This is a genomic window from Corynebacterium glutamicum ATCC 13032, assembly GCF_000011325.1.
Classification (GTDB): Bacteria; Actinomycetota; Actinomycetes; order Mycobacteriales; family Mycobacteriaceae; genus Corynebacterium; species Corynebacterium glutamicum.
This window is the reverse complement of the sequence record NC_003450.3, coordinates 1432806-1448609: the sequence shown is the minus strand read 5'-3', so window position 1 is coordinate 1448609 and position 15804 is coordinate 1432806. Positions and strand designations below refer to the sequence as shown.

Here is a 15804-nt window from a genome sequence, read left to right as displayed (position 1 = left end):
AGGGGTTTAGGCGAAGGTTTTAAACTTAAGCCTTGCCGAGCAGGCGCTTCATGCGCTTGGTGTCGGCCTTGTCAACCTCAACGATGCCCTTCAGGCGACGAGTGCGGGTAGATGACTTGCCCTCGAGAAGGTGGCGGCGGTTTGCCTGCTCGCGAACGAGCTTGCCGGAGCCAGTCACCTTAACGCGCTTTGCGGTGCCCTTGTGGGTCTTGTTCTTCATGAAAGTTGTCCTTAAACCCTATTCGTGATTATTTCTTGCCCTTGCGCACCGGACCGAGAACCATTGTCATGTTTCGTCCGTCCTGCTTTGCGCGGGTTTCCACGATGCCAAAATCTACGACATCGTTTGCCAGTCGCTCGAGGAGCCTGTAGCCAAGCTCTGGGCGAGCCTGCTCACGACCACGGAACATGATCGTGACTTTGACCTTTGATCCCTTTTCAAGGAATCGGATCACATTGTTCTTCTTCGTCTCATAATCATGATCATCGATCTTGGGACGAAGCTTTTGCTCTTTGACCACGGTCTGCTGCTGATTCTTGCGTGACTCACGAGCCTTTTGGGCCGCTTCGTACTTGAACTTTCCGTAGTCCATGATCTTGCAGACTGGAGGTTTGGCGTTGGGTGCGACCTCGACCAGGTCTAGGTCTGCGTCGAATGCGAGCTTGCGGGCATCTTCGATACGGACGATGCCTACTTGCTCACCGTTAGGTCCGACAAGGCGGACTTCGGGAACTCGGATGCGCTCATTAATGCGAGCTTCAGCGCTGATGTGGACTCCTCTGTTAGCAGTGCGGGAAAATTTGACGTACCGAACCACTTGAGGTGATTGCCCCTATGCAGACCAAAAACCCGTTCATCATCTAGGATGAACGGGAGATCTGACTTTCAAGAGTTATACACGGGCACTAGTCCGTGTCATCACTACTTGCTTTACCTGTATCCAACCAATTTTACTTGGCGGCCTTAGGTGGGAAGATCTCCTCTTGCGACCCACACCAGGAAAACCTGATGTCGGGCGGTAGTGGTATAAACTCTAACACCCTCCCCCGCTAAACACAAAATCGCTGTTCAGAGGACTTCCGCGGGGGTCGACAGTATAACGAATTAGCGTCACTAGAATAATCGGGCTGTTTAGTTCTTCACACCAACATAATCTTATGTAATGGACATGAACTCTTCTGACCGATTGGCTCTACGCACCGCGTTAGAGAAATTGTCGGCATCGGCTACCGCCATGGCGTCAGCGAGCAATGACATCAAAGATCTCGTTGCACGCCTTGATGCCCAAGAGATGTCGCTTATCGACGCAAACCCGGCTCCCACCCCAGCGCCCACTGCCCCACCCGAGGCTCAGCTTGAGCCCCAACCACTGGTGTATGCAACCGCCTCAACGGCGCCTGCACTGGCGGATGTTTCCGGGACCAACCGTATTCCACGTTTCGTTCGGCATCGCGCCCTGGATCCAGCGAGCGAAGGCTGGCCACTTGGCGTCGAGAAGCAAAAAGTGCAGGCTCCTGCGTACCCGCACCCCGTCCGGCCAGCTCGTCCGGCAAAGCCGCCGATGACGTCGGAGGAAAAGATCATGCGTGGCGTGGCGATCGGCGGTGGTGTGATCACCGTGGCCGGCGTGATTTTGCTGGTGTCGGTGGCGATTCAACGCGGTTGGCTTGGTCCGCTGGGTCGTGTGATTGGTGCGTACCTGCTGGCGGTGCTGCTTCTTGGCGCCGCACATTATGTGCGCAAGCGCGGAACCCGTGTGGAAGCACTCGTTGCGTTGACGGTTACCTCCCAGATTGCGTTTCTTGCCACAACGAGTGCAATCATCTTCATTTTGGAATGGTGGCCGCCTGGATTGGGCTCGCTGGTGGCATTAATAGGCAATATTGGGTTCTTAATCGTTGGTCGATTGTGGAGCCTATCCAAAACCGAGAAGTCCGCGGCCGAAGGCCACACAGTATTTGTGGGAGCCATCGCCGTTTCAGGATTCTCCGCGATACTCTTCGCGCTCTCCGCCGATGCCTGGTGGCCAATTTTCTCCATTGTTGCGGCATTGTTGCTGTCGTACCGCATCTCCACGAATATCATCCGAGCGAGCATGGCGGCATTCGCGGTCATTCTGCAGTTTGTTTTGTCGGCATCCTGGCAAACCATGGAATGGCCAGCAACAATCGTCGGCACAATTACTGCAGTCCTACTCGTAGCCTTGACATTGTGGGATCCGTTTAAGATCACCGCCACCGACAGCCACGACATCGCGTTGGAGGAATACTGGCGCAGCTTTGAAACCAACCCTGTTTCCACGTGGGTGGGTGCTGTTTCTCCGGTGCTCATCGTGTTCATCACCACCAGCATGTTCATTGCAGTCGACTGGCCATGGCTTGCCCTGATACCAGCGTGTGCGGTGGCAGCTCTCGGAATTTTCGCGCTGCGCTCATCAGACACCGCGTCCATTGAAAATCAACGCATGTCTCGCCTCATTGCTGTTGTTGGCCTTGCGTTGATTGCTGAAACTTTTGTCCAGCTGTTCTACGGCGATCTCCCCACCAACCCGCTTCTCGTCATGGTGTTCCTCATCGCCGGAGCTGCACTATTTATGTGGTTGCGGATGCTTCCACCGCAGCGTCAATTAGGTGTCGTCCCATGGGTCGCTTGGCTGATTGCCGCCGTGGCGATGACCGGCGTGCTACTGCGCAATGTCGTTTCAATTTCTCCACTGTGGCTCACCGATACCCAAGCGCTCATCCAAGCATTGCTGATCTTGGTGTTCATTGCCGCCACAATCCAAGTCCGCCGCAGCTTCTACGGACACAAACTGTGGCTGCAAATTTTGGTCGGCTTGACGCTTCTCACGCTGTCCGCAATTTCCATCGTGACCATCACAACCTTCATCGGTCGCCTCATCGCAGGAAATGCCGGCATGATGCTCGGATTCCTCATCGGCCACGCCACGGTTTCTATCCTGTGGATGGTCATCGCCGCAGCACTGATGCTTAATAGGAAGCTTCTCGACGCGCCCGGCGCCCTTTGGACCGGCGTTGGCTTGGCGGTTGCGGGCACCTTCAAGCTGGTGTTCTTTGACCTGGTCGCGCTGTCCGGAGTTCCCCGCGCAATTGCCTTCCTGCTCTCCGGTATCGCACTGCTGACAATCGCTGCTATGAGGGGCCGGAGAACCTCAGAAAACAAGGCCGACGTAGCTAGACCTCAGGTGGCTAGACATGGGGCGACTAGCCATAAAAATGAGGAGCCTTCCCATGAAAGCCCCTCATCTTCTCCTACAACAACTCTTTAAGGAATTGGCCGGTGTAGGAACCCGCAACTTCAGCAACTTGCTCTGGGGTTCCTTCAGCGACCACGGTTCCACCGCCGCTTCCGCCCTCTGGACCCATGTCCACGATCCAGTCGGCAGCCTTGATCACGTCGAGGTTGTGCTCGATGATGATCACGGAGTTACCCTTGTCCACCAGGCCTTCGATCACCATCATGAGTTTGCGAATATCTTCAAAGTGCAAACCAGTAGTTGGCTCATCGAGGATGTAAACGGTGCGACCGTTGGAACGCTTCTGCAGCTCAGCGGCAAGTTTCACACGCTGGGCTTCACCACCAGACAAGGTTGTTGCTGCCTGGCCCAAACGGACATAGCCAAGGCCGACATCAACCAGCGTTGCTAGGTATCGGTGAATTGAGGTGATGGGCTCAAAGAAGTCCGCAGCCTCAGAGATCGGCATGCCCAATACTTCAGCGATGTTTTTGCCCTTGTACTTCACCTCGAGGGTCTCGCGGTTGTAGCGCTGACCATCACAGACTTCACACGGAACATACACGTCGGGCAGGAAGTTCATTTCGATCTTCAGCGTGCCATCGCCCTGACATGCTTCGCAGCGTCCACCCTTAATATTGAAGGAGAAGCGGCCAGGCTTGTAACCGCGGACCTTCGCTTCAGTGGTCTCGGCAAAAAGGTTACGGACTTTATCAAACACACCCGTGTACGTCGCTGGGTTTGAACGTGGAGTACGACCAATTGGCGACTGATCCACTTGGACCAACTTATCCAAGTGCTCGAGGCCTTCCACCCGCTTTGCGCGACCAGGCACTTGGCGTGCGCGGTTGAGTTTGTTGGCCAGAACCTTGGCCAAAATCTGATTGACCAGCGTGGATTTACCAGATCCCGACACACCAGTGATGCAGCACAGCACACCCAGTGGGATTTTCACATCGATGCCCTGCAGGTTATTTTCCCTAGCACCAACCACCTTGAGCTGTCGCTCTTTGTCGATCTCACGGCGAGTATCAGGAACACCCAGGGTTCGACGACCAGACAAGTAAGCACCTGTGAGGGATTCTTCGCAGTCCAAAATGCCCTTCGGCTCACCTTGGTAGACCACTTCGCCACCAAATTCACCAGCTCGAGGACCAATATCCACGAGCCAATCTGCGCGCCTGATGGTGTCTTCATCGTGTTCCACAACAATGAGCGTGTTTCCGATATCTCGGAGATGCTCAAGGGTAGTGATCAAGCGCTGGTTGTCACGTTGGTGCAGACCAATGGATGGCTCATCCAAGACGTAGAGCACACCAGCCAGACCGGAACCAATTTGAGTAGCCAGGCGGATACGCTGCGCTTCACCACCAGACAGGGTGCCTGCGGCGCGATCAAGGGTGAGGTAGGAAAGGCCCACGTCAAGCAGGAATTTCAGGCGGGCGTGAATTTCCTTCAGCACAGCTCCCGCGATCATTTCCTCGCGCTTGCCCAGTGTGAGGTTATCCAAAAACTCGAATGCTTCATGCACCGACAGCGCGGTTAGTCCAGCAATGGACAACGCTCCATGGCTTCCGGAGTCTAGGCGAACGGCCAAGATTTCCGGCTTGAGGCGTGCGCCTTTACAGGTTGGGCAGGGCACTTCACGGGTGTAGCCCAACAGTCGGTCTTTTTGGGTTTCGGAATCAGTCTGCTCCAACTTGCGATCAAAGTAGCCCATGACACCTTCAAAAGGCGCAGTCCAAGAACGCACGCGTCCGTAGCGGTTCTTGTATCGAACGCTTACTTCTTCCTTCGATCCATAGACCAGAGCCTTCTTTTGAGCTGCGGTGAGCTCACTGTACGGAGTTTCCGGATCAAATCCGAGGGCTTTCGCCAGGCCTTCAATGAGCTTTTCAAAGTAAGAGTGGTTTGGGCTGGAGTTCCAGGGCTGAACCGCTTTAGTTGCAGGTGCATCTGGATCTGGGATGATCAGATCAATATCAACTTCGGTGCGCACACCCAAGCCATCACAGGCAGGACACGCGCCATAAGGAGAGTTGAAGGAAAAAGCACGAGGCTCCAGCTCATCAACCGTCAACGCGTGACCGTTAGGGCAGCTCATCTTTTCAGAGAATCGACGAAGCCTATTCGGATCATCTTCCTCCAGGCCAACGAACTCCAGCACAGCCACGCCATCGGCCAGGCGAAGTGCGGTTTCCATAGAGTCTGTCAGGCGCTGCTTTTGGCTGGCTTTTACCTGCAGACGGTCAACCACAACATCAATATCGTGCTTGATCTGCTTTTCTAGCTTTGGAGGATCCGAGAGCTGGTGCACTTCCCCATCAACCCGCACGCGGGAATAACCTTGGGATGCAAGATCTGCGAAAAGATCAACGAACTCACCTTTACGGGTACGCACCACAGGCGCAAGGATTTGGAACTTCAGTCCCTCCTCCATGCCAAGGATTTGGTCCACCATCTGCTGGGGGGTTTGACGCTCCACGCGGGCATCACACACTGGGCAGTGTGCGGTACCAGCGCGGGCGTACAGAAGACGCAGGTAGTCATAGACTTCCGTGATGGTACCGACTGTGGACCGAGGGTTGCGGTTGGTGGATTTTTGGTCAATGGAGACCGCTGGGGATAATCCATCAATCAAATCCACGTCCGGCTTGTCCATCTGCCCCAAGAACATGCGGGCGTAACTGGACAACGACTCCACGTAACGGCGCTGGCCTTCCGCAAAGATGGTGTCAAAGGCCAGTGATGATTTACCGGAACCTGACAGGCCGGTGAACACCACCATCGAGTCGCGTGGCAAATCAATATCCACGCCTTTTAGGTTATGTTCACGCGCTCCGCGCACTACGAGGCGATCAGCCAATGCTCAACTGCCCTTCAAAATCGATTTTTGTCGCTTCAAAAAATACACCTTCGAACATAGCATCGAACAAGGTGTTTCCGCTAGTCTGAACCACATGACTAACGAGCTCACTCTTCACCATATTTCCGTGTCCCAAATGGACAACAATTGCTACCTTTTGGCCGCAAATGGCAACGGTTTACTCATTGATGCTGCAGATGACGCAGCTGCACTACTTAAATTAGCCGAAGATGCCGGTGTGACCATCACCAAAGTGTTGACCACCCACCGCCACGCAGACCACGTCCGTGCATTGCCGGAGGTTCTCCAGAAGACCGGAGCAACTCACTACGCGCCTTTCCTTGAGGTGCCAGCTTTGCCCTCCGCTGTTGATGTGGAACTGCATCATGGTGATTCAATTGAATTTGAGGGTCATGTATTCCCTATCAGCATTCTGCGCGGCCACACCCCAGGCGGTGCAGTACTCACCGCTGAGATCGACGGTAAAACTCACCTTTTCGTGGGTGACAGCCTCTTCCCCGGCGGTTTGGGCAAAACCAGCAGCGAAGGCGACTTCGTCCGACTGTTCAACGATGTCAAAGAGCGCATCTTTGACACCTACGACGATGACAGCATCGTGTGGCCAGGTCACGGCAAGGAAACCACCCTTGGAGCCGAGCGTCCACAGCTGGAAATCTGGTGGGAGCGTCGCTGGTAAGCGCTTTTCTCAACCAGGCACTGTTCGAGCAGCGCACCGACAACGTGCTTTCCTGAGAATTTCCTGCAAAAGATGGAAACCTGCCAACCTCGTCGCCAATACCTAGGTACGATCGGACGAGGAGAAAAAATCTGAAAACAATCCAGTGGCCCACCTCGGCTTATAAAACTGGACAACAGTATTTTGATTGGAGCATCACCATAATGATCCGCAAACTTGCTCGACCAATGCTTGCATCGGTCTACGTCGCAGATGGCGCAGAAACAGTATTGAACACCAGCGCACACGTCGAAGGCACTCAGGTAGTTCTGGATCGTATCCGTTATGTGCTGCCCCGTAAGTACGCAAAGCGCATTTCCAGAGATCCAGAATTGGTCACCCGCGTCATTGGCGGCACCAAAGTCGGTGCGGGTTCTTTGCTAGCTATTGGTCGTGCACCACGCACCTCTGCAGCTACCCTCGCAATCCTGACTATCCCTAACATCCTGGCTCGCAATGCGTTCTGGGAAACCCAGGATGCGGATGAAAAGCGTAACCGCCGCAACGGTTTCCTCACCAACATTGCCCTGCTTGGTGGCCTGTTTATCACTTCTGTTGATACTGAGGGCAAGCCTGGCGTGAAGTGGCGTGCAACCAATGCTACAAAGCGTGGCAAGAAGCAGCTGCAGCAGGCACTTCCAACCAAATCTGAGACTGAAAAGTTCGGTGAGAAGGCCTCTGATTGGTTCAACGATACTTCTGACAAGGTCACCGAGTACGCGTACACCGCTCAGGATTTTGTCGGTGAGAACAAGGATGACTGGATCAAGTCCGCAACCGAGACTGCTCACAAGGTCGCTGATACTGTGAGCGATTACGCTCACAAGGCTACCTCTTACCTTGAGGAGAACAGCGGTGACTGGCTTGAGGCTGCGCAGGCTAACGCCAAGACTGCTCGTAAGTCTGCAGTGAAGGCTGCCGGCAAGGCTCAGGAAAAGGCTAACTTTGCTCTTCAGGTCGCAGAGGAAACCTCTGGTCGCGCCAACAAGAAGGCAACTAAGAGCTACGACAAGCTTCAGAAGCAGGCTGATAAGGCCATCGATCGTGCACAGAAGAAGCTGAAGGGCATCGAACTTTAAGTAACTTCTTCCTGATTGAGAAAAAATTTCCGCCACGTTATCCCTGGAATTGCCGGGGTAACGTGGCGGTTTTTCACCCATTGTTCCCGCTTTAACCGCTATCTGGAATGATTGATAGCTCCCAAGTGTTGTATCTATTCCAGTTCAAACACTTTTTCTCACTGCTCCACATCAGGAAACAGGAGGTCTCCCGGAGTGACCACCATTCGGCAATCTGATTCAGAATCAGATGTCCATAACGCCCTCACCACAGCAATTAGCCAAGAACAGGCTTATGTTGATGTACTTTTCGGTCGCCTCGATGATGAGGTAGCCAGGTCTAATCAGCGTCTTTCTGAGGTGATGAAAGACGTCGACCCCTCAAACCCTGATCCGGAAGCACTTGTTCGTCGTGAAACTGAGTATCACGGCCTGAATGAGAAGTTGGACCGGCTTAATTTGGCTCAACTCGGGTTGGTCTTCGGTCGAATCGATGTGGAGTCTGAAGCTGAGGACGCTGAGAACCCGGTCCCGGGCCACCCTGATTTGGATCGTCGTTATATCGGTCGCATGGGTCTTGATGTGCGTGAAGATAATTACCGCACGTTGCTGTTGGATTGGCGCTCCCCCATGGCGCGCCCGTTTTATCTGGCCACCACCGTTTCACCGGAGGGCGTGCATATCCGCCGGCACATTCGCACCCGTGGGCGCGTTGTCACGGGTGTTGATGATGAGGTATTGACCGGTGAGATGGCCGATGTTATCGAGCAGGGTGGTGTCGGCTCTGAATCTGTGCTGCACCAGGCGTTGGAACAGGCCCGCAGCGGCCACATGCGCAACATCGTTGAAACAATTCAGCGCGAGCAGGATGAGATCATCCGCGATACCACCCGCGGTGTCATGGTTGTTCAAGGTGGCCCTGGAACAGGTAAAACTGCGGTCGCGTTGCACCGTGTGGCTTATCTGCTTTATACCTGGCGCGATCAGCTGGCTAAGTCTGGCGTGTTGATCATTGGCCCGAACAAGACATTTTTGGAGTATATTTCTCACGTTTTGCCTGAACTCGGCGAGACTGGCGTGGTGTTGTCCACCGTCGGTGAGCTGTTCCCCGGTATCGTCCCAACGGGTTCCGAGGACACTTTGACCAGGGAAATTAAGGGCAGCGAGGAAATGGCCAGCATTTTGGCCGAGGCAGTCAAGGCGTATCAAGTGCTGCCAGAGAAGACCATCGTGGTCTCTGTTGATGGCATCGAGATTTCCATTGATGAGAAAACGGTGGCAAAATCCCGCACCCGAGCTCGTCGTGCCAGGCAGTCGCACAATTCCGCACGCCCAATTTTCCGCGAGCATTTAGTCGAACAACTCGCGCACCAAATGGCTCAAACGATCGGCGCGGATCCGCTGGGCGGCAAAAACCTGCTGTCAGCCGCCGACATCGATCAGCTGCACGATGATTTGCTTGACGACGCGGCCCTCCAGTCCGTCATCGACGATTTCTGGCCGGAGCTCCGGCCTCAGGACGTCCTGCATGATCTGTTGATTTCCGAAGAGCGCATTAATGTTGCTGCCGCGGGGTATGACGAGGAAACTAAGTCTGCTTTGCTGCGTGGTGAACTCGATCCGTGGGCACCATCGGACGCTGCATTGCTTGATGAGTTAGCCCTGCTCATCGGTCTTCCCGATCCAGAGGAGGCACGGGAGAAGGCTGAGGCCAAATGGCGCGAGCAGATCGATGACGCTCAGGAAGTCCTGGACGTTCTTAGTTCATCACAGTCATCGGATATTGATGATGTCACGGAAGCTGAAGTTCTCTCCGCTTTCGACGTCATCGATGCGGAAACTTTGGCACAACGCCAAACTGTCACGGATAATCGCACCACTGCGGAACGTGCACAGGCGGATCATAAGTGGGCGTATGGTCACGTGATTGTAGATGAAGCTCAGGAGCTCAGTCCGATGGAATGGCGCATGGTGTTTCGCCGTAGCCCTTCGCGATGGATGACCCTTGTGGGCGATATTGCTCAAACTGGTTCGCCTGCCGGCGTTGACGATTGGGCAGAATCACTGTGGCCCTTCGTCGAAAAGCGTTTCAGGCACCACGAGCTCACCGTTAACTACCGCACCCCGGCCGAGATCATGTCGGTGGCCAATGAGCTTTTGACGCAGATCAATCCTGATATTGCGCCGGCAATGGCGATCCGCGAATCTGGTCGAGAGGTAGTGAACTTGCCGCTTGATGCCGATTTGTCGGCAGTGATGGATAGTTTGCGTGAGGAGGATTCACAGCGCACCATCGCGGTGATTTCTTCGCGCCGCCACCACGAAAGCGATTTCTACCTGGTCGATGACATCAAGGGCTTAGAGTTTGACCACGTCATCGTGGTGGATCCTGCGGGAATCGTTGAAGAATCCCCCCAGGGATTGCAAGACCTCTACGTTGCGGTCACTCGTGCAACGCAGAGCCTCACCATTTTAGGTGAGTAGCAGGTTATGAGCTCAGGGCCTCAACGATTGAGGTGCTCGGGCGTCCGATGAGATCCTGTAGGTCGGTGCTGTCGGAGTACAGCGCGCCCTCTGCAATGATGGGATCCATGCCTGCGAGAAGTGCTGCAAATTCAGCTGGAACGCCAGCCTGCTCCAGCGCATTTTGGTACTCCTCCACGGAGAGGTTGACGTATTCTGCCTCAGAACCAATGACCTCACCAATGCCAGCTGCGATCTCTGGGTAGGTCAAAGCTGGTGCGCCTGCGAGCTCATAGACCTTGCCTGCCTGGTTGTCGCTGGTGATGACAACAGCAGCTGCCTCTGCGTAGTCCTTACGTGCGGCTGCGGAAACGCGTGCGCCTTCAGCTGCGCCGAATACCTTCCCGGTGGCCTTCGCTGCGCCAATTGAAGATTCGTAGTTCTCCCAGTACCAACCATTGCGCAGCAGCGCGTGGTCAATGCCGCTTTCTGCCAGGAGCTTTTCCGTTGCAATGTGCTCTGGAGCAAGTGCAAGCTTTGAGGTACCAAGGTTGAGCAAGCTGGTGTATGCAATGAATGTCACGCCAGCTGCTTTAGCGGCATTGATGACATTGGTGTGCTGCGCAACGCGCTGCCCCACTTCGCTGCCAGAGATAAACACAAGGCGATCCACACCTTCAAGAGCTGCAGTCAGTGCCGCTTCGTCTTCAAAAGTAGCCACACCAAGAGCGATTCCACGGGCTTTGAGGTCTGCTGCCTTTTCTTCATTTCGAACAATGGCAACGATGTCTGATGCTGCGACGCCCTTGTTTAGAAGACTATCCACAACATGTCCACCCAAAGATCCCGTTGCTCCAGTTACTGCAATACGCATTTCTTGCTCCATTCGTGTGTGTTTCAAGTACACAACTGAAGATAGCACTATCAAAAAGTAAGTGCAATACTTTTGTTAGAAACTTTTTAGGGATAGGATTATCGCCATGGATATTTCCCCTATTCAGCAACCGGCAAATGTGTTCTCCTCCATGTGTTCTTCACGTGGCGCGTTGCAGCATGTCACTGGTCGATGGGGGTCTTTGACAATGGTGGCGCTCAAACGCAGTGATGAACCGATGCGTTTCGCTGAAATTCGCCGAAAAGTTGAGGGCATTAGTGATCGCATGCTGTCGCAGACATTGGCCCAACTAGAACGTGACGGCATGGTTGATCGAACAGTCCACAGCTCCATTCCCCCACACGTGGACTACACACTGACACCTTTGGGCACTAAGCTCGCGGACGCTTTAGTCCTGCTAGTCAGCACTGTGGAAGCTGAATTGGATCAGGTAGTTAGGGCGCAAGAAATCTACGATAAGCAGCACTAACACTCCCGAGCACTTTCCTCGAGAAACACAAAACCGGTGTTCCCCTCAATGCAAAAGGAGGGAAACACCGGTTTTGGTTTGGTTTTTTTAGCTCACGGTGTGAACAATCATGACATCGCAGTCTGATTGGCGTGCAACATCAGCTGGAACTGAACCCAACAAACGGCCGGTCAAAGAGTTGATTCCACGGTTACCAACCACAAGAAGGTCAGCTTGGTGATCATTAACGATTGCCATCAAAGCCTCAACTGGAGTGCCAGTACGAACCTCAGTCTCGATGGAGGTTGCGCCGACAGCGCGTGCTGCATCTGCTGCCTTGTCCAGGTTTTCACGAGCAGGATCATCGCCGAGGATTGTTACAGAATCCTGGCGCAAAGTCTCTGAAGCGTCTTCCTTGCTTTCGTAGTATGCACATCCGATGATCAAAGTGGCGTCGAAAGCTGCGGCGATTCGGGCAGCTCGTTCAACTGCTAGAAGGGACGACTTAGATCCATCAGTGCCAACGACAATCTTGCTGTAATTCTCGCTCATGTGACCTTCCCAAAAACTTATGACAGGGGTTAAAAATCTAAGCCCCTGGATGTCTGTAATTAGTGAACAAGTCTAACAAAAGAATGAGAGTTTAAGGGCTTATTTCGAAGCTTTAAGTGAGCAAGCTGACTTAGATGCCGGCATCCTTGATACCTCTCAGTTCCTTCTTGAGCTCGAAGATCTCATCTCGCAGACGCCCTGCCAGCTCGAACTTGAGCTCCCGCGCGGCCGCAGCCATCTGAGCGCTGAGGTCGTCGATAAGCTTTTGCACTTCTTTGGCGGGCATGCTAGACACGTCAGGTTTAGCCACGACTGCCGCATCGCCAGAGGCAGAAGGTCCTGCTCCATCAGCGGAATTGTCATAGACCTGGTCGAGGATGTCCGCGATTTTCTTTCGAAGCGGCTGCGGATCGATGCCGTGTTCCTTGTTATAAGCGACCTGCTTTTCACGGCGTCGATCGGTTTCCTCGATGGCATACTGCATCGAATCAGTGATCTTGTCGGCGTACATGATGACCTCGCCGGACACATTTCGGGCGGCGCGGCCAATGGTCTGAATCAGTGAGGTGGTGGAGCGCAGGAAGCCTTCCTTGTCGGCGTCGAGAATCGCAACCAGAGAGACTTCTGGCAGGTCAAGGCCCTCACGCAGCAGGTTAATACCTACCAACACATCGTATTCGCCCAGGCGAAGCTGACGCAGCAATTCCACACGCTGCAAGGTATCAATATCTGAGTGCAGGTAGCGCACGCGGATGCCGTTTTCCAGCAGGTAATCAGTAAGATCCTCAGCCATTTTCTTGGTCAATGTGGTGACCAAAACGCGCTCATCTTTATCGGTGCGTTGGCGAATTTCATGGATCAGATCATCAATCTGCCCCTTCGTTGGCTTGACGGTGACCTTTGGATCCACCAGACCTGTTGGGCGAATGACCTGCTCCACAAACTCACCATCAGCAGCAGCGATCTCAAACTTGCCTGGAGTTGCAGACATGAACACCGTTTGGCCACGGCGTTCATCGAACTCCTCCCAGGTCAATGGGCGGTTATCCATCGCGGATGGCAGGCGGAAACCGAATTCTACGAGGTTACGTTTACGGGACATATCGCCCTCAAACATGCCGCCGATCTGCGGGACTGTCACGTGAGACTCATCGATGATGGTGAGGAAATCCTCTGGGAAATAGTCAATCAGCGTGGCCGGTGCGGTTCCCTCCCCACGTCCATCAATGTGGCGAGAATAGTTCTCAATGCCCGAACAGAAACCAACCTGCTCGATCATTTCTAAGTCATATTCAGTACGCATCCTAAGACGCTGCGCTTCCAATAACTTGCCACGGTTCTCCAAATCAGCCAGGCGCACTTCCAACTCCGCCTTAATATCAGCGACTGCCTTTTCCATCCGCTCAGGTCCCGCAACATAGTGCGTAGCTGGGAAAATACGGATCTCATTCACCTGCCGGATGGTGTCACCAGTCAGGGGATGGATGTAGTACAACGCATCAATTTCATCACCGAAAAACTCAATGCGCACCGCCAATTCCTCATAGGCCGGGATGATGTCCACGGTATCGCCCTTCACGCGGAAAGCACCACGAGTAAAGCCCACATCATTGCGTTCGTATTGAATATCTACCAATAGGCGCAAAAAGCGATCGCGGTCGATCTCCTCCCCCACGTTCAACACAACGGAACGGTCAAGATAAGACTGTGGAGTGCCCAAGCCATAAATACACGACACCGAACTAACAACCACGACGTCTCGCCTACTCAGCAAAGACGACGTCGCCGAGTGACGCAGACGCTCCACATCCTCATTAATCGAGGAGTCCTTTTCAATATAGGTATCAGTCTGCGCGATATACGCTTCTGGCTGGTAGTAATCGTAATAAGACACGAAATACTCCACCGCGTTATTGGGCAACAGCTGCCGCAATTCATTAGCCAACTGCGCAGCCAGCGTCTTATTCGGCGCCATCACCAAAGCGGGGCGCTGCTGCTTTTCGATCAACCACGCCGCAGTCGCGGACTTACCCGTACCAGTAGCACCCATCAAAACGACGTCCCGCTCACCGCGATCCAAGCGCTCATCGAGCTCTTTAATAGCCGCAGGCTGGTCACCCGCAGGCTCAAATTCACTAACGACAACAAATTTGTCATCGCTACGCTCGATTTCACCAACCGGGCGGTGCTCAGAGTGGGACAGGACAGGATGTTCAGCAGCAAAAGCCATGCATTCTAGGATACGCCACAGGGTGGACACGTTGCGGCCCGCAGCAAAACAGCGTGCAAGCAAGCGCTTTTCGACGCTTGACCCCTACGTTTAGCGCAAACAACGGCCGGAAAACCCTCAAGAATTTAGATCAAGCGTGCGAAACCCGCGGACTCGATGCAACTGTGTTTTTCTATAAGTAGGAAAGAAAGCCTCTCACAACTTCATAACCAGGAGCTTCCTCCTCAATCAAGTCGGCAATAACGTGCCCCTCTTCCGCCCAAGCATGTTGATCGAAACCTAGTGTCCATTGGTTTGACTCTTCTTCAACAACATTCGCATAATTTTCTCGCCATAATTTCAGCCACGCAGCCATTCGATCCTTCAGATCCTCACTTAAGAGAAAGCTGTCCGGCGTTAAAAAGGCACCCTGATACGGAGGGCGAATGGGATGGCTTGACCACAGTCCGAATGGCGACCCATAGTTAGGATTTAGCTGGATGGTCTTTCGAAGTTTCGACATCATATTCCTCCTCAAGTACGCACATTCCTTTTCCTGATCTAGCCACCTTTAGCTAGTCAGTAGATGAATTCACAATCTGTAGCTCACCAATTTCATCCCTCTCAAGTTCACGAAAACTAGTCTCGCCGGATAACCATTGATGCACAGACGTTGCCTCCACCTCCTGATACATCTCCCGATTCAGGCCGTATCGACAAAAATAAAGCCCGCAATCATGAACCCAATCAACAAAGAGACCCCACCCTGGATCCTCTTCCGTTGCTGCTTGAACAATTTTCAGGTACCTGGAGTCGAGCATCGTGATCTTGAGCGGGTCCTCCCCTAGTCGCGAATACAATTTGTTGGTGACAAATTGCGTCCACCTAGGCAGTAGTTGAGGACTGCCCATAAAAATGGACTTTGATACCGCCTCCCCTGGTTCGAACCAACCATCCGCGGTCAACTTCGGGGACATCGTAAAGGTAGTTTCTTCCCCATTAGCATCTGTACTGGTTTCGCTTTGAGCTAAAGTCCAAGGATTAAAACGTAGTGAATATTCGGCAGATCCACGATCTACATGAAACTTTCGTCCTGAAATCCGGTATTCCATCTTCAGGTTGTACTGCCCTTGCCTAAAACAGATTTCTAGCACTTCGGCCTCTGTCATCGGATACTCATCAAGTTCACGGTTAATGGATTTAGCTACCCATTCGCCCACTGGATCAAATGGCATGTTTCCGGCTCCTGTCATTAGCGGAATGTGAAGTCTCGCAAGGGTTGTGGATGAACCTACCCCGTGAGACTCCATAAGTACCCCA

13 protein-coding genes are annotated in these 15804 nt (G+C 53.4%); 5 read left to right on the top strand and 8 right to left on the bottom strand.

The features are described from left to right. Positions 1-25: 25 nt before the first annotated feature. Positions 26-220 (bottom strand): 50S ribosomal protein L35, encoded by a 195-nt coding sequence (gene rpmI, locus CGL_RS06890; RefSeq protein WP_003858721.1) that lies wholly within the window; start codon positions 218-220, stop codon positions 26-28. Positions 221-248: 28 nt separating this feature from the next. After that, on the bottom strand, positions 249-818 hold the full coding sequence (gene infC, locus CGL_RS06885; protein ID WP_011014321.1) for a translation initiation factor IF-3: 570 nt from the start codon (positions 816-818) through the stop codon (positions 249-251). Between the two features lie 345 nt (positions 819-1163). Here infC and CGL_RS06880 point away from each other — a divergent pair, with 345 nt between their 5' ends. Beyond that, on the top strand, positions 1164-3290 hold the full coding sequence (locus CGL_RS06880) for a membrane protein (RefSeq protein ID WP_011014320.1): 2127 nt from the start codon (positions 1164-1166) through the stop codon (positions 3288-3290). Here the strand turns inward: CGL_RS06880 and uvrA are convergent. Then, a complete protein-coding gene (gene uvrA / locus CGL_RS06875; protein ID WP_011014319.1) occupies positions 3274-6123 on the bottom strand; it encodes an excinuclease ABC subunit UvrA in 2850 nt (949 codons plus the stop codon). The two genes, CGL_RS06880 and uvrA, sit on opposite strands and share 17 nt — an antisense overlap. A 94-nt stretch (positions 6124-6217) precedes the next feature. Here uvrA and CGL_RS06870 point away from each other — a divergent pair, with 94 nt between their 5' ends. The 3 genes from CGL_RS06870 to CGL_RS06860 all read left to right on the top strand — a co-directional run bounded on the left by CGL_RS06870 (position 6218) and on the right by CGL_RS06860 (position 10401). After that, positions 6218-6820, top strand: a complete 603-nt coding sequence (locus CGL_RS06870; protein ID WP_003858732.1) for an MBL fold metallo-hydrolase — start codon at positions 6218-6220, stop codon at positions 6818-6820. 203 nt (positions 6821-7023) lie between these two features. Continuing rightward, a complete protein-coding gene (locus tag CGL_RS06865) occupies positions 7024-7938 on the top strand; it encodes a DoxX family protein (RefSeq protein WP_011014318.1) in 915 nt (304 codons plus the stop codon). A gap of 195 nt (positions 7939-8133) precedes the next feature. Then, positions 8134-10401, top strand: a complete 2268-nt coding sequence (locus CGL_RS06860) for a HelD family protein (RefSeq protein WP_011014317.1) — start codon at positions 8134-8136, stop codon at positions 10399-10401. 4 nt (positions 10402-10405) lie between these two features. Here CGL_RS06860 and CGL_RS06855 read toward each other — a convergent pair whose 3' ends face one another. Further along, on the bottom strand, positions 10406-11254 hold the full coding sequence (locus CGL_RS06855; RefSeq protein ID WP_011265735.1) for an SDR family oxidoreductase: 849 nt from the start codon (positions 11252-11254) through the stop codon (positions 10406-10408). Between the two features lie 106 nt (positions 11255-11360). On the opposite strand from CGL_RS06855, the gene CGL_RS06850 reads away from it, so the two are divergent. Beyond that, the gene (locus CGL_RS06850) at positions 11361-11744 is read left to right on the top strand and encodes a winged helix-turn-helix transcriptional regulator (RefSeq protein ID WP_003861566.1); all 384 of its coding nucleotides are present in this window, start codon (positions 11361-11363) and stop codon (positions 11742-11744) included. An 87-nt stretch (positions 11745-11831) separates the two neighbouring features. Here the strand turns inward: CGL_RS06850 and CGL_RS06845 are convergent, their stop codons facing one another. The 4 genes from CGL_RS06845 to CGL_RS06830 all read right to left on the bottom strand — a co-directional run bounded on the left by CGL_RS06845 (position 11832) and on the right by CGL_RS06830 (position 15719). Further along, positions 11832-12275, bottom strand: coding sequence for a universal stress protein (locus tag CGL_RS06845; protein WP_011014315.1), 444 nt, complete (start codon positions 12273-12275; stop codon positions 11832-11834). A 130-nt stretch (positions 12276-12405) separates the two neighbouring features. After that, entirely contained in the window at positions 12406-14505 is a 2100-nt protein-coding gene (uvrB, locus tag CGL_RS06840) for an excinuclease ABC subunit UvrB (protein ID WP_020948572.1), read from the bottom strand. A 172-nt stretch (positions 14506-14677) separates the two neighbouring features. Then, positions 14678-15010: a hypothetical protein gene (locus tag CGL_RS06835; RefSeq protein WP_011014313.1), complete on the bottom strand. Its 333-nt coding sequence runs from the start codon at positions 15008-15010 to the stop codon at positions 14678-14680. Positions 15011-15059: 49 nt separating this feature from the next. Next, a complete protein-coding gene (locus tag CGL_RS06830; protein ID WP_020948571.1) occupies positions 15060-15719 on the bottom strand; it encodes a hypothetical protein in 660 nt (219 codons plus the stop codon). Positions 15720-15804 lie beyond the last annotated feature (85 nt).

Bases quoted from the DNA above. Each gene is read 5' to 3' on its own strand.
- rpmI (WP_003858721.1), bottom strand. From the start codon at position 220: ATGAAGAACAAGACCCACAAGGGCACCGCAAAGCGCGTTAAGGTGACT.
- CGL_RS06880 (WP_011014320.1), top strand. From the start codon at position 1,164: ATGGACATGAACTCTTCTGACCGATTGGCTCTACGCACCGCGTTAGAG.
- CGL_RS06855 (WP_011265735.1), bottom strand. From the start codon at position 11,254: ATGCGTATTGCAGTAACTGGAGCAACGGGATCTTTGGGTGGACATGTT.
- CGL_RS06835 (WP_011014313.1), bottom strand. From the start codon at position 15,010: ATGATGTCGAAACTTCGAAAGACCATCCAGCTAAATCCTAACTATGGG.
- uvrB (WP_020948572.1), bottom strand. From the start codon at position 14,505: ATGGCTTTTGCTGCTGAACATCCTGTCCTGTCCCACTCTGAGCACCGC.
- CGL_RS06830 (WP_020948571.1), bottom strand. From the start codon at position 15,719: ATGCCATTTGATCCAGTGGGCGAATGGGTAGCTAAATCCATTAACCGT.
- CGL_RS06850 (WP_003861566.1), top strand. From the start codon at position 11,361: ATGGATATTTCCCCTATTCAGCAACCGGCAAATGTGTTCTCCTCCATG.
- CGL_RS06870 (WP_003858732.1), top strand. From the start codon at position 6,218: ATGACTAACGAGCTCACTCTTCACCATATTTCCGTGTCCCAAATGGAC.
- CGL_RS06845 (WP_011014315.1), bottom strand. From the start codon at position 12,275: ATGAGCGAGAATTACAGCAAGATTGTCGTTGGCACTGATGGATCTAAG.
- CGL_RS06865 (WP_011014318.1), top strand. From the start codon at position 7,024: ATGATCCGCAAACTTGCTCGACCAATGCTTGCATCGGTCTACGTCGCA.